The organism is Dysgonomonas massiliensis (genome assembly GCF_900240225.1).
Classification (GTDB): Bacteria; Bacteroidota; Bacteroidia; order Bacteroidales; family Dysgonomonadaceae; genus Dysgonomonas; species Dysgonomonas massiliensis.
This window is the reverse complement of sequence record NZ_OEPV01000001.1, coordinates 90145-107619: the sequence shown is the minus strand read 5'-3', so window position 1 is coordinate 107619 and position 17475 is coordinate 90145. Positions and strand designations below refer to the sequence as shown.

The following is a 17475-nucleotide window of genomic DNA, read 5'->3' as shown; positions in this document are numbered from 1 at the left end:
CGACTGCTCCAGACCATCAATCTTAATCTTAAATGTTTTTGTGTTATCTGCCATGACCTTTTTCTATATAGATAATCTCAGAAAAAATTCATGGAAAATATTAATCGCAAATCCCTCTACTTTTTAATCTCAACGGGTAGATACCATCCAAGTTCTCCCCCCCCCACTTGCACAATATTTACATCAATCACCTCGTGCTGTACAGCCTGCGGAGCAGGTGCAGGAATAGTTGCCGCTTGAGCGGTGGTTACTAGATTCGAGTCAGACAGTCTGAAAAAGATAGCGATTAATGCTCCTGCAATTACTGTCAAAACGATTTTAGTATAAAGGTCTGTTTTCATAAAGCAATATGTTTTTGTAGTTAAATTATTTATCTACCCCTCTCATCCCCTAAAGGGGAAGAATCTGCCGAAAGCCCCTTTAGGGGTTTGGGGTCAAGCTATAAAGATAAGACTTATTCGGGTCGAATAGTTTAAATTTCTATTGAACTTTAAAAAGAAAAAACAGTTGATTTGCCAACAACCAACTGTACTCTTTACCCCTCTCATCCCCTAAAGGGGAAGCAAAACGAGTAAATTCTGAACTTACTTCTTATTCAGATATCCTTTTATCCGATCAATCACAGATTCAATACCATCACTGACCTCTTGATTTGTGAAACGTATGACTGAAAGACCGTATTTTTCCAGTTCTTCAGTTCTGGCTTTATCGTATTCTTGCTGAGCCATATGTATTTCGCCATCAACTTCTACGACAAGCTTATAGCGATGACAGTAAAAGTCGACAATAAAAATATCGATTGGATGTTGAGCCTTAAAACGTGCACCTAACTGCGAGCCCTTTAACTTTTCCCAAAGTAAAAGCTCTGCTTGAGTCATATTCTGACGCAATACCTTTGCCTTTTCAAATAACGCAGGCTTTGCTCCATAAAACATTTGAGACGAATACATTAACTATTTCTTTAATTATTACCTGCCTTTGATTTGTTTCCAGCCTCCCCTTTAGGGGATCAGAGGGGTATTTGTTCTTTCCATACGTATTTTTTACGTATAGATAAAACAAGAAAATAAAAATCAGAATTTTTAATCAAAAGCGTTTACGTTAAAATATGGCATGCCGTTATATACAGGTACACTCTCTCCACCTACTTGTTCTATATTTACACCAAAAATGCTAGTTGTTTTATCAACTGATTCTATCGATACCGGAATATAGCCAGCTTTTGTACCATCTTTCAGGTTTACAAGGCGTTCGTATAAATCTATTCCATTCACTTGCACCAGATTGACGTCGATTATTTGGCGTTCCATAGGCACTGGAGCAGGAACTTTGTCTTGTGCATAAGCCGATGTGATGGGATTGTTGTCCTTGAAGAAGTTAGCTACTAATGCCATCGCAATCACAGTTAAAACGATTTTAGTATAAAGGTCTGTTTTCATAAAGCAATATGTTTTTGTAGTTAAATTATTTATCTACCCCTCTCATCCCCCAAAGGGGAAGATCTGCCGAAAGCCCCTTCAGGGGTTTGGGGTCAAGCTATAAAGATAAGACCTTTTACCGACAGAATAGTTTAATCAGAGAAACAAAAAAGCCAACTCAAGAAAGTTGACTTTTGGTATATTGTACCGACTACTCTAATCCATTAACTTTGATTGTAAATTCTTTCATATCTATATAGTTTTATATATAGATAAAAGAATTTTATTTTAATCAATAAGCCTTATAGGTTTTAACGGGAATTTTCTCTACATCACCGGTACTTAGATATTTCTTATTTTTTGGATTCAATTCACCCCCCCCCATTGCACGACATTCACTTCTAGTGGACTATGTACAGCTTGCGGAGCAGGCGCAGGAATAGCTGCCGCTTGGGCGGTGGTTACTAGATTCGAGTCAGATAGTCTGAAAAATATAGCGATCAATGCTCCTGCAATTACTGTCAAAACGATTTTAGTATAAAGGTCTGTTTTCATAAAGCAATATGTTTTTGTAGTTAAATTATTTATCTACCCCTCTCATCCCCTAAAGGGGAAGATCTGCCGAAAGCCACTTTAGGGGTTTGGGGTCAAGCTATAAAGATAAGACCTTTTGCCGACAGAATAGTTTAATCAGAGAAACAAAAGATTGATAAAACACGATGCGCCGAAAGCATAATTTTAACACTTCGACCAAAAAGAAAGAAAAGTAGGCAAAAGAAAGAAAAAGATATTTTCTTTTCTTTCTACCCATAGAAAGAAAAAAGAAAATATATAAAAGAAAAAAGAAAGGGCATAGCCAAGACGAGAGTCTGACCACAGAGAGACACGGCATAGTCGAAAAATCCTTTTCTTGGCGATCGGATTTTCGACAGCCTCCAAAAAAAAATAATTCTTAATAAATTCACTTCTCGCCCGAAAGTTTATCTATGCCAGAAAAAGAGGTATCTTTGTACGTTCAAAATTCAAAGTGAAAGGACAATGGCTAACACGACACTTCCGAAGCCAAAGCTTTGGACACGCAATTTCATAAACGTCTGTATTGCAAACTTTCTGATGGCTTGCTCGTTCAACCTGCTCATGCCATCCATTCCGCTCTACATTACCGAGCATCTGGGTGTTCCGCAGACTCAGACGGGAATTGTACTGGCATCATACGCCCTGGCGCTGATGTTCGTTCGTCCATTTTCGGGATATTTGGTCGACCGCTATCCTCGAAAACTGATGTTGCTGATCGGATTCGTGGGTTATGTACTTGTTTTCTTCGGATACTTCTGGGCTACGACGGTTATCATCTTCGTGCTGATACGGTTTATGCACGGACTGACGTGGGGATTGTCTACCGTAGCATCTAGTACGCTGACCATCGATGTTGTGCCCTCATCACGCCGTGCCGAAGGTGTAGGATTCTACGCTACGGCCATGAACGTGGCAATGGCAATCGGTCCTTTCATAGCCATTCACATCTATCAGCACTACAGCTTTCAGACCTTGCTTTGGTGCGCCATCGGCATGGGAACACTGGGTATTCTGACGGCTGCCATGATTCAAGCTCCGAAGCGTGAACTGGTTACCCGATCCGAGAAAATCACTTTCGACCGTTTCTTTTTGCGTCGTGGCTGGCCCATATTTCTCAATCAGATGTTACCCACCTTTGCATGGGGAACGATAGGCCCTTTCGTGGCTCAGTACGGATTGAGCAACGGCATGGAAAATCCGGGAGCTTTCTTCCTTTTCTGGGCAGGAGGTATCATCATTTCGCGTGTCTTTGCCGGTAAACTGGTCGATCGCGGATATGTTCATCAAGTGTCCATCGGTGCGCTGACAATGATTTCGTTCGCCTTTCTGGCATTTGCGACCATACACAATGTCGCCATTTTCTGCCTTTCGGGCGTATTCATCGGCATCGGCTACGGAGCGCTCTTCCCTGCCCTGCAAATGTTATACATCAATATGGCTCCAAACTCGAAGCGCGGAACAGCCAATTCGACTTACTATCTGGCCTTCGATCTAGGTTTGGCAATAGGTATGCTGGTAGGCGGATATATTTCGGGAATCTTCGATTTCGAAGTTCTTTACATGGTTTCGGCCGGAGTATGTTTCTTATCGATATTCATTTATCATTTCAATTCGCGTAAGGTCTACGAAAGTCGCAAATTGCCGAAAGAAGAAACTGCCTGATCAGATAATAAAACAGCCCCTGCAAGTATTTCGCAAGGGCTATCTACATTAAAAAGAGATAAGAAAGAGTCCGCCTTTGACGGATATGATCTTAGAACTTGGCTGTATCGCTTTTAGCTTCGGTATCAGCCGAATCGTTCTGATTTTGATCTTGATTCAGTAGATCATTCTGTGGTTCGTTAAGTATCAGCGAATCTCTGTTTTCCTGATCTCCGGGCTGGTCTGCACCTTTTTGAGTATTAGTACAGCCAATCATCAATACAAACGCAAGCGTAAACGCAATGCTCAATATGGATATATACTTTTTCATATCTGTACAAGCATTACTTCAACCAATTGTCACCGGCTTCGTCCAGTGCTCCTTCCACTGCTTCTTTCGGAAGATTACTCTTTACCGAATCGAGCCAAGTTGTCTTGTTTTCTTTCCAAACTTCGTACTGCTCATCGCCAAGCACTTCTTTCAAATTGGCATCCAAAGACTTATCCAATTCCAATACAGCATCGTCGGTAAGCGGAACTGTGGTGAAGAGTGATAATGCATAAGACAAATTGTATTGCCCGACCGATTCTTTCTGAGCATCGGTCAGATCGAGAGCTTCTGACATCGAAGTGGTTAAACTGGCTGCAGCTGTTTTAGCCAGATCTCTGCGGCTGTCATTCTGCGAAAATCCCATTACTGAAATAAGCGCCAATGACATGAATAGCATAATTGTTTTTGATACAAGTTTTAGTTTCATAACAATCAGTTTTGGTTTATAAATCCCGACTATCTGTCAATTATCGGCTTTTAAATTTAACCAGTCTGATTTTATTCGACGAAAAATGCTTCCAGATTTATTTTTTCTTAAACCTGACATCGATTGGTTAACATTAACCGACTCATAATCATCGTTTAACGTAAATAATCGTAATAAAAAACAACTTTTGTTTCACATATTTTTAGAATACTCGTCTCGCGACGCACGGCTATAGTTGGCTATTTTCAGCACACACTGAGGTTGTAGAGCGTAAATCGCCATACTCCGTCAATTCGCTCGAAGCCCATGCTCATAACCGTTCCCAAGCCTTCGATATCGTAGACGAATAATATTTTATCATAAGAAATATAGGGCTTCAGAATCCAAACTTCATCGTTTACTTCGATACGGTTTTGATCCAGATTTTCGATTGGTAGAAGCGGATCGAATATCCAGTTTTTCTTGGTAAGAACGATCGTTGAATCGCATTCGCTGATGGCTCCGATGAAGTGTTCATCGTCGATGGCTTGTTTCTGAAAAACGCTATCGGTAGATATTTTGTGATAGAATGCACGGAAGTCGGAAGGCAGTTTGGCCAGATTATCCACTTGTGTGCTGTCCTGAAATGTTGTGCTTTTCTCGTCCAGCTCGTCAAAGATATCTACTCCGCTCGTATCGATAACAAGGGGTTCGATTATTTTTTCGACCACTACAGCTTTCGGTTTCTCTTCGGCAACCGGGGTCTCTTGCTTAATTTGTTTCTCTTTGCAGCCTACCAAAGCTATTGCAAATAAGATAAATACAAGCTTCTTCATAGATCATTTTACTTAATGAACCAATACACACATTTTGGGCGCAAAGATAGTTAAAGAAATATTAAAATGTCTATAATTTCCAAATTCATTGATGCTCCTACGGAATATAATTTTTCACGACTTAAGATCGTCCAAATAATATTTTCGAAACCCGTAAGGAAAGAATATCTTTGCTATCAGCACAACATCAATATCCGGAAAATATCCAATGAAAAAGCAGCGACAGACGAACCAAAACAAATCAACCGGCAAGAAAAAGCTCAGCCTTAAAAATATATTGCTGAATCATATACCTGCAATCATAATGTTCGTTGTGTTTTGGTTTTCAATCTATTGGATCAATGGAATAAACCATACGCTAGAAACTACCGAACCAATAAAGTACGAATGTATTGATATAGAAGTAAGAAAAACACGAAATGGCCGTAGTAAAATTATAATCAAATATAATGGAGAAGTGCGTGATGCATCCATCACTACAAAAGAGGCAATAGCCGCCAACAGCAAACTACCTGATATTTATTACTACGGGAAATTCGACTATCTGTTCTCCGAAGCATACCAAAAAGATTTTCAACGTGTAGGTCCTATCCTTTTCGCTTGCTTATTTGTAATACTCTTAGCGATTCCCTACTTACCGCCAAATAGAAAAAAGAGAAAAAACTAGAAGTCTACAGCTGGTTAGTGTCTACAAGCTGTATTTGACGTCACAGAATAGCTATTTCCAGTTCATATCGCGTCGATCACTATTCACTTCACGTCCGGCATAGTATGTTCGCCATGTGTCGCGGGCATAGCCTTCGCCTTCGTACTGGAATGACGATGCCGAAGCCTTTTCTATTTCTTTTCCGCGATAATATACGCGCCAATTGTCTTTGGCATAGCCGCCTCCCAAGTATTCGAAAGATGAAGACGACGCGCGTTCTATTTCCTTATCATGATAAAATACTCGCCAGTTATCTTTGCCATAACCACCATCCAAGGATTTGAACGAAGAAGCCGAAGCGTGCTCTATTTTTTTCCCTCGATAATATACAGACCAAGAATCTTTGCTGTACCGATCACCTAGATTTTGCAGCGATGATGATTTAGAGGTTTCGATCAATTTGCCCCAATAATATGTCCGAAAAGCATCGCTGGCATATCCATTGTCCTGATATTCGAACGATGAAGCCGAGGCGTCTTTCAGTTGTTTACCGCAATAATATACTCGCCAATTGTCTTTGGCATAACCATATTCCAGCGTTACGAAAGATGATGCAGAAGCATCCGTCAATTGTTTTCCGCGATAATATACTCGCCAGTTATCTTTGGCATAGCCTTCTCCCAAAGTTTTGAAAGACGAGGCAGATGCGCTTTCAATTTTTTTGTCCCTATAATACACACGCCAGTTGTCTTTGCCATAACCTTCTCCTAAAGGCTCGAATGAGGAAGCCGAAGCGTCTTCCAGCTGTATTCCACGATAATATACATGCCACGCATCTTTATAGTAGCCATGATCGTCGTCGCGGTCATAATCTCGATCATCCCAATAAGGTCGTTCGCGACGGTTATCTCTTTCTTTATGTTTTTGTGCCGACAATTCACCACAGATCAGCAATGGCAAACAAAGTATGGATAGTAGTATCAACTTTTTCATAATGCTTCGTATTTTGGGTCGCTTAAAGGTATGATCTTTTTTTCGGACAAAGGTTTAATCCGAGAGGAAAATCGTAATCAGAAGAAAACTGTTAGATTTATTTTGTAAGAGCAATTACGAATGTTGTAATCTGATTCTTTAGACAGATTAGTCATTCCAAACTGAGGACGAATGCTTATCTGAACATTCGAAAATTCTACACCAGCCATCAGATAAAAACCCCAATCTATTTTCCGAAAATTAATTTCTCTGGAATCATAAACATCAGTTCCTAATAAAGATTTCTTACCTATTGCATATTCGTCGTATCCATTGTCATCCCATCCATCCTCATCATAAGAATCACTGATCATAACCATCATATCAGAAAATTCATACATATCGTAAGCAATGTATGGCCCCCCTCCTATCACTATCGAATACTTAGTCTGCCGTATCGGAGTTCGTAATGCAACCAACAAACTAAGATCTATATATGGCAATACGATACTCGATAATCGCGATCTGTCGCTATCATTTTTATATGCTCCTCTTAGAGTTGTACCTACAACGTTCAAATTCATTTCGGGTTGGAAAACAAAGCGCGAAGAAGGATTAAATTGCATCGTGACATTCAAATTTCCTGCAAAACTATACCGCGATGACAAACCATCGGAATAATAAATATCTGTTCCCGGAACCGATGTCGGATAATGAGTTTTTCCATCCAAACCCGTCATTGTCGATGCACCTAATCCCAAGCCTATGCCCATACGAAATGTAGGAAGATCGGATTCATATTCTTGTGATCTGATTTTGGACGAAGGTAAAATGATAAAAATCAGGAAAATTATTATCGAATATTTCATATGAATAGATCTTTAGGTTGTACAAATGCTTGTTCTTTTTAGGTTAATCTTAAAACTATGATCTTTTTTCCGTACGAAGGTTTAATCCGAGAGGAAAGATTATCATAACAAAAGAGGCCATCACTTGATAGCCTCTTTCTATTATTGTGAACTATATTTACTTCACCGCCTCAACCGTATAACCCATTTTCGACAACTGATAAAGCAAACCCTCTTCGCCTGCCAAATGCAGTGTACCGACTGCCACCAATGTCGATTTATCGGCCATGATAGCAGGAAGTTTTTCCAACCAACGATCGTTGCGTTGTTTGTTCAGCGCATACTCGGCTTGCTCGGATGCCGGACACGGATCGTTCGGATCGTTGAATGCCAATGTGTAAATATCTTTCAAATTAGCTTCGCGATAATACTGATTCAGTTTCAACAGAGCTTCTTTGCCTAAATCGATATGTCCCATCGAACAAGCCAATACTTCGGCCTGATCTTTCAGCGGTTCGGCATCGAAAAGAGCATAAATCTGATCGGCAACCGTTTCGAGCCCTAAGACCGGCTTCTCGTTTTCGATTGCATATTTCTGTATATAATCGTCAATAGCAACATGCTTTGTCATATTAAAATTCGGATTCAGCTGTGCATAAATAACTATCGAAACCAAGCTATTGATCATTCCTGGCTTGAAGCCTCCGAATTGTTCCAATCCTGCTCCGAAAAGGCTTTTCAGCCCACTGTCCAACTTATTGTAAGCAGCTTCGTCCAGAATGGTTTTATACGACTGGTCGGCAGGCATTGCACCTTTTTGCATCATATCGGCTTGAGCAGCAACCATATCGCTCATCAATATTTCGCCGGCTACCTGCTCCACTTCGTCCATCACGGCGCGAAGTCCGGCTACGCTGTCGACGAAGTTAACCGATGCCAGGTGGTGCGTTCCGAATACATAAGATGGTTTATCGAGTCCTTTGCCCGATACCTTCCACAGAAGCGAACCAGTAAACTGATCTGCTGTCTGAGCCGACAGCATGGTTGCAAACGAAACAACGAGAATTGCTAGTACGAGTAAAATTTTCTTCATAATTCTTGGGTCAAATTTAGGTATATTCTTTTTTTTTGATTCAACAGCGATTGTAAATATAGCCAAATAGTTTTATTAGCCAATAAGTATTATATTTGTTCTGAAAAACCCAAAATTGATACTCATGAAAAAAAATTACTTAATCTACATTTTATCTTTAGCAATCGTATTATTCGCATTCGCAGCATGTTCTGATGATGACGATACAGTTCTGTCGAAAATGAAAGACAAGGACTTTAAAGAATTTTGCAAGCAATTTGATACCAACAAAGACGGAGTTCTCTCTAGAAATGAAGCTTTAGCGGTAACAGAAATCAGAATACCGCTCAATATGTCAATAAAATCATTAGAAGGTATTGAGCAGTTTGAAAATCTAAGTGTTTTGAACATAACGCTGCCGGAAATCAACATAATCGATCTATCAAAAAATACTTCATTAGAACGTGCAATTATTTTTGCCGACCGATTGGCTGAAATCAATCTCGAAGGTCTGACTAATCTTAATGAACTATACATATATTCATCAAAAATGGACGGATGTAATTTATCAGAATGCATCAATCTCGAATATTTAGGATTACAAATTAAAGGTGTTGAAAATGTTGACCTCTATAGACTGACTAAATTGGTAAGCCTTACATGTAGCGATATGCCGCTTGCGTCTTTATACATTTCGAGCCAAAAAAATCTAAAATCCTTAAGTATATCAAATAGCATTATCAAACAACTCGACTTGTCCAATAATACAAATTTAATTGAACTTAACTGCCAGAATTGTTCTTTCGAAAGTATCGATATATCGATGCTTCCTAATCTCGAATATTTAAACTTCACGAACAATGCGTTAAAAGAACTGGATTTGTCGGCAAATCCAAGAATCAAACGCCTGACGCTCTCACAACTTATTCATCTGGCAGATGTGGACATTTCGCACCTCACCAATCTGGAATATTTGGATATTTCTTCTAATCCTCAGCTGAACATAGATCTAACTTTTTTCAAAAAACTTAAAGTTCTGAGATCTCAAAGTAATCAGCTCACAAAACTGGATATAACGATGTTCGAAGATCTTGCTGAATTAGTTCTGGACCACAATGAGCTAACTGAACTAGATCTATCTAAATCAAACAACATCAAAAACATATCGATAAGACACAATAAAATTGAGAATCTGAAAATATCTCAGCAAGCCGATTTATTGAGCCTCGAATGCTCTAATAATCCAATTAATAGTCTGGATCTGACAAGCTATCCAAACCTTTACTATTTATCCAGCGGTCAAACTCAATTGAAAGAGCTTGATTTGTCGAATAATACAAAATTGAACTGGTTAAATTGCATGGGTAATTCAGACCTGAAAGAGATATTGGTATGGAAAGGATTTTCAGACAGACCTGAAAATCCGGACGAATCCTTCGTAATAGACAATCACACTCGGTTTGTCGAAAAAAAATGATCTGATTATTAGCTCTACATAAAAACAGAAAACTCTGAACGACTCAATAGAAGTTCAGAGTTTTTTTGTTATATGCCATATTCTTTATTTCTGAGGTTTCAGAAAACGACTGATCAAATATTTTCGGACTGGCATGTCGTAGAATTTCAAGAAAATATATGCCAGTAGAATATTGCCAACAATGAGCCCTAAGCCCACATACCAGGCTTCAGAAAAGCTGAGTTCGTTATCCCATACCCATGCATAGAACAGATACATAGACGGATAATGTATGACATAGACGGGATAAGAAATATCGCCACAAAACTTGCAGATGGCTGTCGATTTGCTGTCGCTGGTCACGCCCGAAGCTCCCAACCAAATGAGCAAAGGGAAAAATACAATCACGCAGAGTGCATCATAGATGCCATTCATCCAAGGATCACTTTCGCCACCCAGATGCGGTACGGCTGTCAGGGCAATCAACCCCAAACTGCAAAGCCAGAATGCTCCGCGAATGCGAATCGGTCTGAAAACACGTGCCATAAGCAGTCCTGCCGAGAAGCAGAACATCATGCAAAGGAATCCGGCACAGAGATTATTATTGGCCATTGTCCACCCTACACCCAGATGTCCATATCCCGATCCATTGCCGATAGCATAGCAGGCTACGCCCACAGCAGTCAGAGCAACCAGAAGCTTCAACCATCTGGTCGATAGGCGACGGATCAATAGGGCATATATGATATTTCCCACATACTCGAGGAATAACGACCAATAAGGTCCATTCAGCGGAAACAGCTCGCCATTACCTCTGATTTCGGGCATCGTTTCCGGAGCCGAAGGGATCATAAACAAGGTGCACAACATAGCTAGCATCACTGCCGATGTGGCTATTTTGGTTCCATCCCATTGCACGCTGCCTTGCATCAAAAATGCTATTACACCCATCAGTACACCCAGGACAACCATGGGATGCAGACGAATCAATCTTCGTTTGAAAAATTCTTTAGTGCTCATCTTCGTCCAACGATCGTCGTAGGCATAACCAATAACAAAACCCGAAAGCATGAAGAAAAACTGAACCGACAAGTATCCATGATTCCAACCCTGATCGAAAGGACTTGTAGCAAAGCCTTCGAAGACGTGATATATCAGAACAATAAGTGCTGCAACTCCACGCAATCCGTCCAGAATATTGTAGTGAGGCTTGGTGTCTGCAAATGCAGTCATCGAAGCGGGTGTTTTAGGCATAAGATAAATTCAGTTTTATTTCTTAATCTGTTAAAATACAGGGCGTAAAAATAGATAAAAAATGATGCATCGAGAAATTATAAACGCATCTACTCTAGCGAATTTGTTAAAATTAGCTTTCAAGCTGCCTTCATTAAACGGAAGGCACACTTAATCCTTGTATTCGTTTACAGAACAGCATCATAAGAATAGGAACCCTATAAGATAATATCCTTTTGAAAGCAATACCTTTCTATTTGAAAGATTAAAACATCAAAAAATATCACAAAAGAGCATTCAAACAATCATAAAGATGCTAAATAAAGTTAAAATTGGAAATTGTTTTTTACATTATCTATAAGATTTACAAATAGTTTGCTGTATAAAAGCTCTTACTCTAAGTTTTGGATTACTTATTTTATACACTTCATTTATTATATTAGTTGCGCAAAACAGATCACAGAATACCAAATACTGATTACCTAATACCGAATTATGAATAATTCTGCTACACAAAAAAAACAGAAAAGAAATACGCTTTTCTACTACATTCTTGCAGCCCTCATTACGGGCATCATTGCAGGACAGTTAGTACACAGCTACACTAGTGCCGAAACGATAGCGATGGTTTCATCGAATATCAAATTGCTCGGAACAATTTTCATCAAACTCGTACAGATGATCATTGCTCCGCTTGTTTTTTGTACCATTACGGTAGGAATATGCAAGATGGGCGATGCCAAAATGGTAGGTCGTGTGGGTGGAAAAGCCATGCTGTGGTTTATGTCGGCAACCGTTGTTTCGTTGTTCATCGGGCTTGTTTGTGTCAACCTCACTCAACCCGGAAAAACTACGGACGTAAAGATAACTGACACATCCGAAGCTTCGGAATTGATACAAAACAGCCAGGGGATGAACTTGGCTCAGTTTGTTGATCATCTTGTACCCGAAAGTGTTTTCAGTGCGATGGCCAACAACGAGATCCTTCAGATTCTTGTCTTTGCCATCATGTTCAGCATAGCATTATTGTCATTCGGCAAAAAAGCCGAGCCTATTGTCAATGCACTGGATACCATATCGCATACGGTACTGAAGATGGTAAATTACATCATGTGGGTTGCTCCGCTGGCTGTACTGGGAACCATAACGGCAGCTGTTGCCACGCACGGACTTTCCATATTTGCCGTATATGGCAATTTCCTGCTAGCATTTATCTTTGGTATTGCTACGCTGTGGGTAGTGCTGTTGCTAGTTGGATTTATATTACTCGGAAAGAAATTGTTTGTTCTGCTGAAAGCCATCCGTACTCCTTTGCTCATTGCATTTTCGACGACAAGCAGCGAGGCAGTCTTTCCCAAATTGGTTGAAGAATTGGAGAAAGTGGGCTGCAGCCCGAAAATCGTTTCGTTTATTCTTCCTTTGGGCTATTCGTTCAATCTGGATGGAAGTATGATGTATATGACTTTTGCCAGCATATTTATTGCTCAGCTTTATGGTATCGATATGCCTATTGGCACACAGATAGCCATGTTATTCGTGCTGATGCTTACCAGTAAAGGTATTGCCGGAGTGCCACGCGCTTCGCTCATTATCATCATTGCTACTTGCTCCATGTTCGGTATTCCGCCCGAAGGCGTTGCGCTGTTACTACCGATCGACCACTTCTGCGATATGGCTCGAAGCATGACCAACGTTCTAGGTAACAGCCTTGCTACGACCGTAGTCAGCAAATGGGAAAATAGTCTCGAAACAGTGAAAATACCCGTCAAATAGATCTACTTGATATTATAGCTAGTCCGAATCCTCAATCACGGGGATTCGGACTTTTTGTTAAAATATATTGTACTCTTTCAATCTATTCTCAAGTTTGCTTAGGAGATGTTAAGACAAACATAATCATCTTAAATTCAAGTCATTCATATAGACAAGAGCAAGATTCTCATAGATAAACTCGATAAAATTTATGGTTCATAAAAAAATCATTTCCTTACTTTTGCCCCACGTTTAACTAGTAATATAAATTTTACAAAGAGACCCAATGAGAAAAATAATCTATTTTTTTGTGATAGTATTATCACTCGGATTGACTAGCTGCGGCAGTACAAAACTATTTAATAATTCTGAAAAAGATCTGGTCTATAACGTTACACCATTCGGCATCGGAGGTTATCGTGTATATGATACGAATAAAGAAGCTGTATTTGATGTTATCCCTTATGGAATAGGTGGTTATCAGGCAAAAAGCATAAAAAAGGGAGATAATAAAAAAGCTATTTTCAATATTATACCATTTGGTATCGATGGTTTTCAAATGCAAAGTAAAGAAGTTACCTACAATATCGTTTCTAATGGGATAAAAGGCTATTTTATATACGATGTGAAGGATAAAAAGAAAATACTATACAACGTAGTTCCTTTCGGAATCGATGGTTATCGTATATATAAAGTAAAAGAGAAATAATTTATTTTCACACTCATGTTCAAATCCGAATCTTCAATTACGAAGGTTCGGATTTTTATTTGTATCTGTAATCTATCACTTTAGAGATTAAATATATAGCAATAAAGTTGATTATTGATTGTAATAATAGGAGTATATAAGTTAACTCATTTCCGTGAAAAAAGAAAATTGTCGCAATCACTACACATATCAGGCTGAATAGAGAAAATAAAAACAAACTAATAGATGCCATGATATTACAGACTCTATTTTTCACGATCAGCATTACCAATGATCCTAAAATGATTATTCCGAGAAAGCAAGGGTCAAGCCCCCACCCATCATTTCTCAATGCAATGAGGCAAATGGCTATTATCAGCCAATAGGCAATGGTAGCCCAAAATATGAACTGTTCTTTTCGTATCATCTGTTAATTTGCGTATCACTCATACGATCTCGACTTCTTCTTCCTGCACAAATCGATCGATGCACTTCATGATCTCCTTACGCTGTGCATCAGTATCATCCATCTGCGGAATACGACAGGTATCTACAAAGTTTATTATCCGTTCGAAACAAGCCTCATCGCGCATAATGCGATCGAGATTGATATGCGCATTACGATAGTTATGGAGCGTATTATAGTAGAGTATTCTGATCGATTTTACATGTTCGTGTTTCGTGATCTCTCCCAAGATCAGTTTGTCTGACAATCCGCACGAATGCCCGATGATAAATACATTTATATTTTCGTTTGTATCGAGATAATATTGCAATCGTCTTTTATTGTTGGCTGCCAGATAAGCATGCCGTTTGATATTGTAAAGATATTCGTTTTCATCCTTATCCAACAGCGAATTGATCTCGCCATTGTCGGCAGCATAACCAAAAATGATTGGATTTGCTTCGGCAAAAAGCTCGCCATGAATATGTATCAGATCGGTTTCGGTTATCTCGTCTTTATACAAACGTTCGACCGTATCGGTATAATTAAAATTCAGTACTACAGACGTATCAGTGCAAAGGCTACCGAAAACGTACTGAAATGTTTCGTTCATCTCCGCATCTTTCTGTTCTTCTGTCCGCAAATATTCTTGCAAGGCTTCTTTCAGGTCTTCGAATTCTCGGTTCAATTGCTTTACTGCTTCTTCATCTTCACACAGATTGAGTTCTCTGAAATAAAATGTTTCAATATCTGCCCAAGTACCCTTGTTGGCTTTTTGCTTGAGCAGATTTAGTATAAAGGATGAAGGAAAAGGTTTATTTTTAAAATTCCTCCTTTCCCATTCATTAGTTTTTTTTTGATAATAGGCAGATAATCCTCCTTTGGATAATTCTGTAAAGAACTGCTCCAAACTCATGAGATCTTCCGGCAAGTTCAACAACTTAGTATATTTGCTCCTATCTTTCAAATGCTCCTCAATCATCCAAGTAATAAAATCGCCGTAAGAAGTCTTCATTCCGTGCGCCAAATCGAATCCGTTTCCAAGTATTATCAGGTTATTCATGCTCGTTTATGTTTTTTACAAATATAGTGTTTTGCACAGATAATCATCCAATCATTCTCCATTTGTTAAAATAATCTCCACATTCCTTCTGTCTATTTATATTTATTAGCTTTGAAAAAAAACATGAAGAGATACGCCCCATACCTATATCTACTCGTTATATTCACATTATCATCATGCCTATCTTTGAGTGGCCGCAAACATTACTCCGAAGAATCTTATTTTGTGCCTTATACCGACTCTGTCATCGATATCAGTGGAAAGTATAAAATGAATAAAGAAGAACTATATAGATATATGAATATTAACGCAAACAACTTTGACTATTTTGTTTCGAATAAACATCACAAACCTTACGAAGTAGTGGGCACTCCTTTTAGAGAAACAACGATAGATGAAAAACTAACAACAGATAGTACCAAATTAAACTTCGTCACTTTCAATTTCAATGGCAAAGATACTTTACAAGTAGTATATCGAGATAACGACTTTTGGTATGAAGTAAAATATAAAGGTAACCTCAAAAAAGACTGTTTTGAGGTTATGTTGCAAAATAAAAGATATCCATTTTTCCCTATTATATCAAGGTTCGATGCCGATCGCATCCGAATCGGACGAAACAAATCAAACGAAGTAGTAATACACAACTACAGCGAACATTGGGGAACCTTTCTCTTCTTCGGAGCACATAATGGTGGCGATGAAAGTGCTTTCATATTAGAAAGAATTGAAGAATAAAATCAGATATATCAATCCTCCTAAAATACACCATTTGTTAAAATAATCTCCACATTCGACAAGGCTCTTTATCAATAAGAAAAACAAAGAGCCTATGAATATTCCAATCTACAACTGTCTGATCGACGAGAGCGACGACGACGCTACGGGCATCTATGCCATTTCGTTTGTCGATTGTCCCGCCAACGAGGTCGATTTCGTTGCCCTCAGCCAACAGCACGAAGTACAGCTCAGTCGCGACGAGAAACGACAAATCCTGACGGGTGTCGTTCTTCAGCCCGATCAGCTGATTTATCGCAATACGCCTCAGATGGGCGAATATTACATCAAATTTTCGGCCGAGCAGATTGCCCTCATCGCACAGAAGATGATGCGACAAGGCATTGCGCTGCGCACCACTACACATCAGCACAGCCAACCGCTGGAAGGTAATTATATGACCGAAATGTGGATTGTAGAAGATCCCGAAAGAGATAAATCCCGCGCGCTGGGATTCGCCAACCTCCCCCAAGGCACACTTATGTGCAGCTATAAAATTGAAGACCGAACCTATTGGGACGAGCAGGTAATGGCGGGTCGTGTCAAAGGATTTTCTCTCGAAGGACTTTTCAACCAAGTGATTGCTTGCAGCAGTCACGCTACACAAACACAATCTAAAATTAAATCGCAAAAAATGAACAACAGAAAATCGAAACAAAGCTTGTTGAGACGCATCACCCGTCTGTTGCTCGGCATCGAAGATGTGAAGAAAAAAGACACGACCGACAGCGGCGAGCCTTATATCATCTTCACACTGGCCGACGGCAAAGAAGTGTATGCCGATCAGGACGGATTTGTGACTATGGACAGCGAACAGCTTCCTGCCGGCGAGCACAAATTGGCAAACGGCAATTTGTTGATCGTAGACAAAGACGGCAATCTGATCGAAACGCGCGAATCCTCCGAAAGCAACATCAATTCTCCAGAAGCCAAAGCGCGTGAAACGCTTCGTAAAAGCAATCAGCGACTTGCCGACAACGAGCCGACAGAGCAGCAACCGGCAGATGCTTCGGCAAACCTGAAAGCCAAGATAGCCGAAATGCAAACAGCTATCGACAACTTGACAGAAGCTTTGGAAGAAGCTCAGTCGCAGGTCGAAACGCTTCGCCGAGCTACACCTTCGGCTCGTCCGATGGTCGCTCCACGCGTCAGCGCTGATCGTCCGCAGTCAAATGCCGAGCGTATGGCAGCAGCCTTGTCGCAATCCATGCAAAGACGCAAATAACCCCTCTTATCCCCTAAAGGGGAAGAATTCGAGAAAAGCCCCTTTAGGGGTTTGGGGTCAAAGAAATAAAATCTATAATAAACTTTATTC

General features: G+C 39.8%; 21 protein-coding genes. 7 read left to right on the top strand and 14 right to left on the bottom strand.

The features are described from left to right. Positions 1–116 precede the first annotated feature (116 nt). From C1A06_RS00500 to C1A06_RS00485, 4 genes are all read right to left on the bottom strand, one after another. A complete protein-coding gene (locus C1A06_RS00500; protein WP_101688260.1) occupies positions 117–341 on the bottom strand; it encodes a hypothetical protein in 225 nt (74 codons plus the stop codon). Between the two features lie 243 nt (positions 342–584). Beyond that, entirely contained in the window at positions 585–950 is a 366-nt protein-coding gene (locus tag C1A06_RS00495) for an endonuclease domain-containing protein (RefSeq protein ID WP_101688259.1), read from the bottom strand. Positions 951–1082: 132 nt separating this feature from the next. Continuing rightward, positions 1083–1439, bottom strand: coding sequence for a hypothetical protein (locus C1A06_RS00490; protein ID WP_101688258.1), 357 nt, complete (start codon positions 1437–1439; stop codon positions 1083–1085). A 345-nt stretch (positions 1440–1784) separates the two neighbouring features. Then, the gene (locus C1A06_RS00485; protein ID WP_101688257.1) at positions 1785–1973 is read right to left on the bottom strand and encodes a hypothetical protein; all 189 of its coding nucleotides are present in this window, start codon (positions 1971–1973) and stop codon (positions 1785–1787) included. A gap of 483 nt (positions 1974–2456) precedes the next feature. Between C1A06_RS00485 and C1A06_RS00480 the strand changes: the two genes are divergently transcribed. Further along, entirely contained in the window at positions 2457–3656 is a 1200-nt protein-coding gene (locus tag C1A06_RS00480; RefSeq protein ID WP_101688256.1) for an MFS transporter, read from the top strand. A gap of 91 nt (positions 3657–3747) precedes the next feature. Here C1A06_RS00480 and C1A06_RS14980 read toward each other — a convergent pair whose 3' ends face one another. The 3 genes from C1A06_RS14980 to C1A06_RS00470 all read right to left on the bottom strand — a co-directional run bounded on the left by C1A06_RS14980 (position 3748) and on the right by C1A06_RS00470 (position 5208). Beyond that, complete coding sequence (locus C1A06_RS14980; RefSeq protein ID WP_145996303.1) at positions 3748–3966, bottom strand: hypothetical protein; 219 nt, start codon at positions 3964–3966, stop codon at positions 3748–3750. Between the two features lie 13 nt (positions 3967–3979). Continuing rightward, positions 3980–4393 carry a hypothetical protein gene (locus C1A06_RS00475; protein ID WP_101688255.1) on the bottom strand — a complete coding sequence of 138 codons (414 nt, stop codon included), beginning with the start codon at positions 4391–4393 and terminating at the stop codon, positions 3980–3982. A 245-nt stretch (positions 4394–4638) separates the two neighbouring features. Continuing rightward, positions 4639–5208, bottom strand: coding sequence for a hypothetical protein (locus C1A06_RS00470; protein ID WP_101688254.1), 570 nt, complete (start codon positions 5206–5208; stop codon positions 4639–4641). A 208-nt stretch (positions 5209–5416) separates the two neighbouring features. Here C1A06_RS00470 and C1A06_RS00465 point away from each other — a divergent pair, with 208 nt between their 5' ends. Then, complete coding sequence (locus C1A06_RS00465; protein ID WP_101688253.1) at positions 5417–5875, top strand: hypothetical protein; 459 nt, start codon at positions 5417–5419, stop codon at positions 5873–5875. 51 nt (positions 5876–5926) lie between these two features. Here C1A06_RS00465 and C1A06_RS15030 read toward each other — a convergent pair whose 3' ends face one another. The 3 genes from C1A06_RS15030 to C1A06_RS00450 form a co-directional block, all read right to left on the bottom strand. After that, on the bottom strand, positions 5927–6847 hold the full coding sequence (locus tag C1A06_RS15030) for a DKNYY domain-containing protein (RefSeq protein ID WP_159461362.1): 921 nt from the start codon (positions 6845–6847) through the stop codon (positions 5927–5929). 77 nt (positions 6848–6924) lie between these two features. Continuing rightward, positions 6925–7695 carry an outer membrane beta-barrel protein gene (locus C1A06_RS00455; protein WP_101688252.1) on the bottom strand — a complete coding sequence of 257 codons (771 nt, stop codon included), beginning with the start codon at positions 7693–7695 and terminating at the stop codon, positions 6925–6927. 157 nt (positions 7696–7852) lie between these two features. Next, positions 7853–8767 carry a TraB/GumN family protein gene (locus C1A06_RS00450; RefSeq protein WP_101688251.1) on the bottom strand — a complete coding sequence of 305 codons (915 nt, stop codon included), beginning with the start codon at positions 8765–8767 and terminating at the stop codon, positions 7853–7855. A gap of 124 nt (positions 8768–8891) precedes the next feature. Between C1A06_RS00450 and C1A06_RS00445 the strand changes: the two genes are divergently transcribed. Beyond that, the gene (locus C1A06_RS00445; protein WP_101688250.1) at positions 8892–10223 is read left to right on the top strand and encodes a leucine-rich repeat domain-containing protein; all 1332 of its coding nucleotides are present in this window, start codon (positions 8892–8894) and stop codon (positions 10221–10223) included. A gap of 84 nt (positions 10224–10307) precedes the next feature. Here C1A06_RS00445 and C1A06_RS00440 read toward each other — a convergent pair whose 3' ends face one another. Beyond that, entirely contained in the window at positions 10308–11456 is a 1149-nt protein-coding gene (locus tag C1A06_RS00440) for an acyltransferase family protein (protein WP_101688249.1), read from the bottom strand. 474 nt (positions 11457–11930) lie between these two features. On the opposite strand from C1A06_RS00440, the gene C1A06_RS00435 reads away from it, so the two are divergent. Both C1A06_RS00435 and C1A06_RS00430 read left to right on the top strand, forming a co-directional pair. Next, positions 11931–13208 carry a dicarboxylate/amino acid:cation symporter gene (locus C1A06_RS00435; RefSeq protein WP_101688248.1) on the top strand — a complete coding sequence of 426 codons (1278 nt, stop codon included), beginning with the start codon at positions 11931–11933 and terminating at the stop codon, positions 13206–13208. 265 nt (positions 13209–13473) lie between these two features. Further along, the gene (locus C1A06_RS00430; protein WP_101688247.1) at positions 13474–13896 is read left to right on the top strand and encodes a hypothetical protein; all 423 of its coding nucleotides are present in this window, start codon (positions 13474–13476) and stop codon (positions 13894–13896) included. A 55-nt stretch (positions 13897–13951) separates the two neighbouring features. On the opposite strand, the gene C1A06_RS14975 is transcribed toward C1A06_RS00430, so the two are convergent. Together C1A06_RS14975 and C1A06_RS00425 are read right to left on the bottom strand one after the other, a co-directional pair. Continuing rightward, a complete protein-coding gene (locus C1A06_RS14975; RefSeq protein WP_145996302.1) occupies positions 13952–14302 on the bottom strand; it encodes a hypothetical protein in 351 nt (116 codons plus the stop codon). A 19-nt stretch (positions 14303–14321) separates the two neighbouring features. Beyond that, on the bottom strand, positions 14322–15383 hold the full coding sequence (locus C1A06_RS00425) for an AbiH family protein (protein ID WP_101688246.1): 1062 nt from the start codon (positions 15381–15383) through the stop codon (positions 14322–14324). A gap of 123 nt (positions 15384–15506) precedes the next feature. On the opposite strand from C1A06_RS00425, the gene C1A06_RS00420 reads away from it, so the two are divergent. Then, positions 15507–16121, top strand: a complete 615-nt coding sequence (locus C1A06_RS00420) for a hypothetical protein (RefSeq protein WP_145996301.1) — start codon at positions 15507–15509, stop codon at positions 16119–16121. Positions 16122–16158: 37 nt separating this feature from the next. On the opposite strand, the gene C1A06_RS15420 is transcribed toward C1A06_RS00420, so the two are convergent. Continuing rightward, the gene (locus C1A06_RS15420; RefSeq protein ID WP_503128323.1) at positions 16159–16632 is read right to left on the bottom strand and encodes a hypothetical protein; all 474 of its coding nucleotides are present in this window, start codon (positions 16630–16632) and stop codon (positions 16159–16161) included. A gap of 57 nt (positions 16633–16689) precedes the next feature. On the opposite strand from C1A06_RS15420, the gene C1A06_RS15210 reads away from it, so the two are divergent. Next, complete coding sequence (locus tag C1A06_RS15210; protein WP_245871981.1) at positions 16690–17385, top strand: hypothetical protein; 696 nt, start codon at positions 16690–16692, stop codon at positions 17383–17385. Positions 17386–17475: the final 90 nt, after the last annotated feature.